General features: G+C 43.8%; 5 protein-coding genes and 1 pseudogene. All 6 read left to right on the forward strand.

The window, feature by feature from the left end; all coding sequences use genetic code 11:
• Positions 1-1,334: molybdopterin cofactor-binding domain-containing protein (locus L654_RS0107855; RefSeq protein WP_024607723.1), on the forward strand; the 1,334-nt coding region annotated here is incomplete at its 5' end.
• Complete coding sequence (xdhC, locus tag L654_RS0107860; RefSeq protein ID WP_024607724.1) at positions 1,327-2,217, forward strand: xanthine dehydrogenase accessory protein XdhC; 891 nt, start codon at positions 1,327-1,329, stop codon at positions 2,215-2,217. The genes L654_RS0107855 and xdhC, both read left to right, overlap by 8 nt.
• Positions 2,214-3,050 carry a 2-oxo-4-hydroxy-4-carboxy-5-ureidoimidazoline decarboxylase gene (gene uraD, locus L654_RS1000000128175; RefSeq protein ID WP_225305729.1) on the forward strand — a complete coding sequence of 279 codons (837 nt, stop codon included), beginning with the start codon at positions 2,214-2,216 and terminating at the stop codon, positions 3,048-3,050. The genes xdhC and uraD overlap by 4 nt, the downstream gene beginning before the upstream one ends.
• A 2-nt stretch (positions 3,051-3,052) precedes the next feature.
• Positions 3,053-4,417 carry a guanine deaminase gene (guaD, locus tag L654_RS0107875; RefSeq protein WP_024607726.1) on the forward strand — a complete coding sequence of 455 codons (1,365 nt, stop codon included), beginning with the start codon at positions 3,053-3,055 and terminating at the stop codon, positions 4,415-4,417.
• Between the two features lie 5 nt (positions 4,418-4,422).
• Positions 4,423-5,634: a urate hydroxylase PuuD gene (locus L654_RS0107880; RefSeq protein WP_024607727.1), complete on the forward strand. Its 1,212-nt coding sequence runs from the start codon at positions 4,423-4,425 to the stop codon at positions 5,632-5,634.
• Position 5,635: 1 nt separating this feature from the next.
• Positions 5,636-5,872 (forward strand): annotated as a pseudogene (locus tag L654_RS0107885) (allantoinase); the annotation flags it as partial.

Here is a 5,872-nt window from a genome sequence, read left to right on the forward strand (position 1 = left end):
CCGCCACAATTAAAGGTAATCGCTGTAAAGTAAATACCGTAAGCCATACCGCATTTAGAGGATTTGGTGGCCCGCAAGGCATGATCATGGGCGAGCTAATAATGGACGATATAGCCGCCACATTAGGTAAAGATCCGCTTGAAATTAGAAAACTCAATTTATATAAAAAAGGCCGCGACACCACGCCGTACCATCAAACCATAGAGCAACATATTTTAAAAGATATGATAAACCAGCTTGAGGAGTCGGGTGACTACTGGGCACGTAAAGAGGCTATTAAAGCATTTAACATATCGTCACCTATTATCAAAAAAGGCCTTGCGATGACGCCGGTTAAATACGGTATTTCGTTTACTGTACAACACTTAAACCAAGCCGGTGCATTAGTACATGTATATAGCGATGGCTCTATACATTTAAACCACGGCGGCACCGAAATGGGCCAAGGGCTCAACACCAAAATTGCGCAAATTGTGGCCCATGGCTTTGGGGTCGATTTTAACGCGGTAAGTATTAGTGCTACGCGTACCGACAAAGTACCAAACACCTCGCCAACAGCGGCTTCAAGCGGTACCGACTTAAACGGTATGGCGGCGCTAAATGCAGTAAACATAATAAAAGAGCGCTTAATAAACTTTATTACCGAGCACTTTGAAGTAGACAGCAACACTGTTGTATTTAAAGATAACCTCATTACTTTTAGTAAAGGGGAAATTAGCTTTAGCGAACTTGCAAATCTTGCTTACATGAATCGTATATCGCTTTCATCTACCGGTTATTACGCCACACCAAAAATTCATTACGACAGAGCCAAAGGTGAAGGCCGCCCATTTTTTTACTACGCTCACGGCGTAGCACTCAGCGAAGTAGAAGTAGATACGCTAACTGGCGAAAACACGGTAACCCGCGTTGACATACTGCACGATGTAGGCAGCTCAATTAACCCAGCACTTGATATAGGCCAAATTGAAGGCGCCTTTGTACAAGGTATGGGCTGGCTTACCACCGAAGACTTACAATGGAATGATAAAGGCCAGCTTGCAAGCTTTGGTCCTGCTAACTACAAAATACCAGCCATTGGCGATACACCCGCCGAATTTAACGTCAATTTATATAACTCTGCCAATCCAGAAACCACCGTATTTAGATCAAAAGCCGTAGGCGAGCCGCCATTTATGTTGGCCTTTAGTGTATGGAGCGCTATTCGTAATGCAATAAGCAGTGTGGCTGATTACAAATACACAGCCCCACTGGATACACCCGCAACCCCAGAGCGAGTATTGAGTGCAATTGAGCAAACCGCTAGCTGGTTTAAGGAGCATCAACATGACTAATTTAAATGAGTCGTTTCAGGGTTTTCATACTCAAAACTGGGCGCAGGCTATAAACGAGCACGAACAAAGCGGCACTAATTATGTAATTGCCACGGTACTTGGCACAAATGGCTCAACCCCTCGCGGCACAGGCTCTAAAATGGTAATAAGCGGCGAGCATATTTACGACACTCTTGGCGGTGGCCACCTTGAATACGTAGTAATAGAAAAAGCCCGCGAACTACTTGCCAAAGGCGAAGCCGCCCAAGTAATTGAGCAATTTAACCTAGGTGCAAATTTAGGCCAGTGCTGCGGCGGAGCTGCCACCGTTATGCTTGAATGCATGCAATGCGAGCGCTTTACCCTCGACATTTATGGCGCAGGCCATGTAGCACAAGCGCTTATTGGTATATTGGCACAGCTGCCTATGCGCATACGCTGGATAGATAGCCGCGCAGATGTATTCCCACAGGCTATGCCAACTAATGTAGTAAAAGTGGTTGATGAAGAGCCAACAGAACAAGTAAAACGTGCGCCTAAAGCTAATAACTACTTAATACTTACCCATAACCACCAGCTCGACTTTGCACTCACCCAAGCAATTATTAAACGCGCTGATGCCAATTGGCTGGGCGTTATTGGCTCTGACACTAAAGCAAAACGTTTTAAACAACGCCTAGCACATCGCAATTTTACAGCCGATCAAATACAACAAATGACCTGCCCTGTTGGGCTTAAAAACATTACGGGCAAATTGCCAATGGAAGTGGCTATTTCGATTAGTGGACAGCTTATTGGCCTTTATCAGGCTATGCAAACCCAAGCGCCAAAACGCCAAGGCTTGCAATGGCGCACACTAAAAAATGCCTTAATTAGCACCACGCAGGAGGAAGTAGGCGCATGAGTAGCTTACAAATAAATACGCTAAATGATGCACAAGCAAAACAAGCACTTGAGCATTGCTGCGCGGCCCCTAACTGGGTGGCAGCCATGGTAAAAGCAATGCCATTTAAAAGTGCTCAACAACTGTTTGAATGCGCAAAAAGCATATGGGATAGCCTTGACGAGAGCGACTATTTAGCTGCCTTTGAAGGCCACCCGCAAATAGGTGACTTATCAACCCTTAGCAAAAAATACGCTGCTACCGCACAAAAAGCGGGGCATGAGCAATCGGGTATGAGCAAAGCAAACGAAGCCGTACTTACCAAAATGATCGTTCTTAATAAAGAGTACCTGAGCAAGTTTGGCTTTATTTTTATTGTGTGCGCCACCGGTAAAACGGCCGAACAAATGCTTGAACTCATAGAGCAGCGCATACACAACACCCGCAGTACAGAGCTTAATATAGCCGCGGNGCGAACAAGCCAAAATAACAAAAATAAGATTGGAGTCACTGCTATGAACAAAAGCCCTATAACCACCCATATACTCGATACCAGCACCGGAGAACCAGCAGCAAACGTTGCTGTTAAGCTATTTAAACTTACAAATAACGAATGGGTACAACTAACCCAAGGCACAACCGATACCGATGGGCGAATTACCGGCTGGCTAAATACAGAAGTAGAATTTGCAACCTATAAGCTAGTATTTGATTTAGATAGCTACTACCAAAATCAACCTACCCCTGCGTTTTACCCAGAGGCGCAAATAACGTTTAGATTACAAGATACTAAACATCATCATATCCCATTGTTGCTTAGCCCGTATGGCTACTCTACATACAGAGGTAGCTAACTATGAGCACACAGAACAATAATAACTTAACAGTAGTTTGTGCTGATATACTCGACTTTGTTGACGACCCTGCCATTGCTGGCGAAAGCGCCCATCGTTTTTTTGAAAAAGGCGCATTAGTTATCAAGCACGGCAAAGTAGTTAAACTTGGTTACGAGCACGACATACTGCCAACAATTGATAAATCAGCGCGTGTTATCCGCCACGATGGCAAACTCGTTATGCCAGGTATGATAGACACCCACATACACTTACCACAAACCGAAATGGTGGGTGCATACGGCGAGCAACTGCTAAGTTGGTTAACCGAGTATGCGTTTCCGACAGAGAAAAAGTTTACGTGTAAGCATTATTCAAAAGAGATCTCTAATCGCTTTTTAGACGAGCTGCTGCGCAATGGCACAACCACCGCCCTTGTATTTGGCACTGTGCACCCGCAATCGGTTGATGCGTTTTTTAAAGAATCACAAAAACGCAATTTACGTATGATTGCCGGTAAAGTAATGATGGATCGTAACTGCCCTGACGACTTATCTGATTGCGCGCAAACAAGCTATGACGAATCTAAAGCCCTAATAAAAAAATGGCACAATGTTGACAGGCTAAGCTACGCAGTTACGCCGCGTTTTGCCCCCACATCAACCCCAGAACAATTACAAAAATGCACTCAGTTACTTGAAGAATACCCAGACACCTACCTGCACACTCATCTATCAGAAAACAAAGACGAGTGCGAATGGGTTAAAGGGCTATTTCCAGAAGCTGAAGATTACCTTGGCGTTTACGAGCAAGCAAAAATGGTGCGTAAACGCTCAGTATTTGCCCATAGTATTCATTTATCTGAGCGCGAACTTTGCTGCCTTGCAGATAACAATGCGGCTATATCGCACTGCCCTACCTCAAACCTATTTTTAGGATCAGGACTTTTAAATTTAAAAGCCTGTGAAGAGCACGGCATAAACGTAGGCATGGGTACCGATGTAGGCGCAGGAACAAGCTTTTCTATGCTACAAACAGGTAACGAAGCTTACAAAATCCAACAGTTACAAGGTCAAAAGTTTTCAGCATTTAAAGGGCTGTATTTAGCAACACTCGGCGGTGCTAGAGCGCTCGATTTAGAAGGGACAATTGGTAATTTTGAAGCCGGTTGTGAAGCCGATTTTATTGTAATGGATTGTTCAGCAACTTCGTTTTTAAAATTTAGAATACAACATGCCAAAACCCTACATGAAAAACTATTTGTAATGATGATGTTAGGCGACGACCGCTGCGTTGAGCAAACCTACATTATGGGTAAAAGTGTGTATAAGCGCGATGATAGCAATCAATTTTCAGACACCCGCTCACCGGTATTAGAAGAGGCTTAACCGTTATGGAAAACTATTTATTTGAGCTTGCTCATTTAGTACTGCGTTATTTTCATGTTATTGCCGGTATAGCCTGGATTGGCGCTTCATTTTATTTTGCATGGCTTGATAACAACCTACAAACACCACCGCAGTGGAAAATAGATAAAGGCATAAAAGGCGATTTATGGGCCGTGCATGGCGGTGGCTTTTACGAAGTGGCTAAGTATCAAAATGGGCCTGAAAAAATGCCCCATACCCTGCATTGGTTTAAGTGGGAAGCCTATACAACCTGGATCACCGGTGTTTTATTATTTAGCTTACTTTATTATGTAGGCGCCGATGTTTACCTAATCGATAACAGTAAAAGTGAGCTAAGTAAATTTGCAGCTATTGGCGCATCACTTGGTTTTATTGGCTTAGGCTATGGTGTTTATCGTTTATTGTGTAAAACCCCGCTCGTTGAAAACGGTAAAGCGTTTATTGCTGTGGTTATTGGTTTATTAGCTCTGTGGACTTATGGGGTTGATCAACTATTTAGCGACCGCGCTGTGTATATTCATGTAGGTGCGCTTATTGGCACGTGTATGGTTGGCAATGTGTATCACATTATTATGCCAGGGCAACGCTATATGGTAAGTGAAGTAGAAGCCGGCCGTATTCCCGAATCGCTCCCAGGACTAAAAGCCAAGCAATGCTCGATACATAATAACTACGCCACGTTACCAGTGGTATTTATTATGCTTAGCAATCACTTTCCTTACACGTATAGCCACAACTTTGGCTGGCTTATTTTAATTGCGCTGTTTGGTATTGGTATGTGGATACGCCATTACTTTAACTTAAAACATCAAGGCGTTAATAAACCTTCAGTACTTATAAGTGGTATTGCAGCATTTTTTGCTCTTATGTTAGCAATAGCTCCGTGGCCTAGCAGCCCAACAAATGCAGACGAAAACGCGCCTTTACAAGCAAGTATCACCGACGTACAAGCGTGGGATATAATCAGCAAACACTGTACGCAGTGCCATAGTGAAACACCGACCTCTGAGCTTTTTCAAACAGCGCCACTTGGTTTTAAACTTGATTCAATTGAACAGGTAAAAAAGTCGCAAGTACTTGTTCATACCCGCGCCGTAGTAACCAAAGACATGCCACTGGCTAATATGACCAAGATGACAGACACAGAGCGCGAAATGCTCGGGTCTTGGCTCACGGCACTTAAAAAGGAGCAATAATATGAGCGAGCAATTTAAAAACTACCCGCGCGATTTAATTGGTTATGGCCCAGATGTACCCCATGCAAATTGGCCCAATAAAGCACGTATTGCCGTGCAAGTGGTATTAAATTACGAAGAAGGCGGCGAAAACTGCGTGCTACATGGCGATGCAGCGGCCGAAACATTTTTATCTGAAATAGTAAGTGCTCCCCATGTAGAAGACCGCCATATAAGCATGGAGTCTATTTACGAATAT

Source organism: Pseudoalteromonas sp. TAB23 (assembly GCF_000498075.1).
Classification (GTDB): domain Bacteria; phylum Pseudomonadota; class Gammaproteobacteria; order Enterobacterales; family Alteromonadaceae; genus Pseudoalteromonas; species Pseudoalteromonas arctica.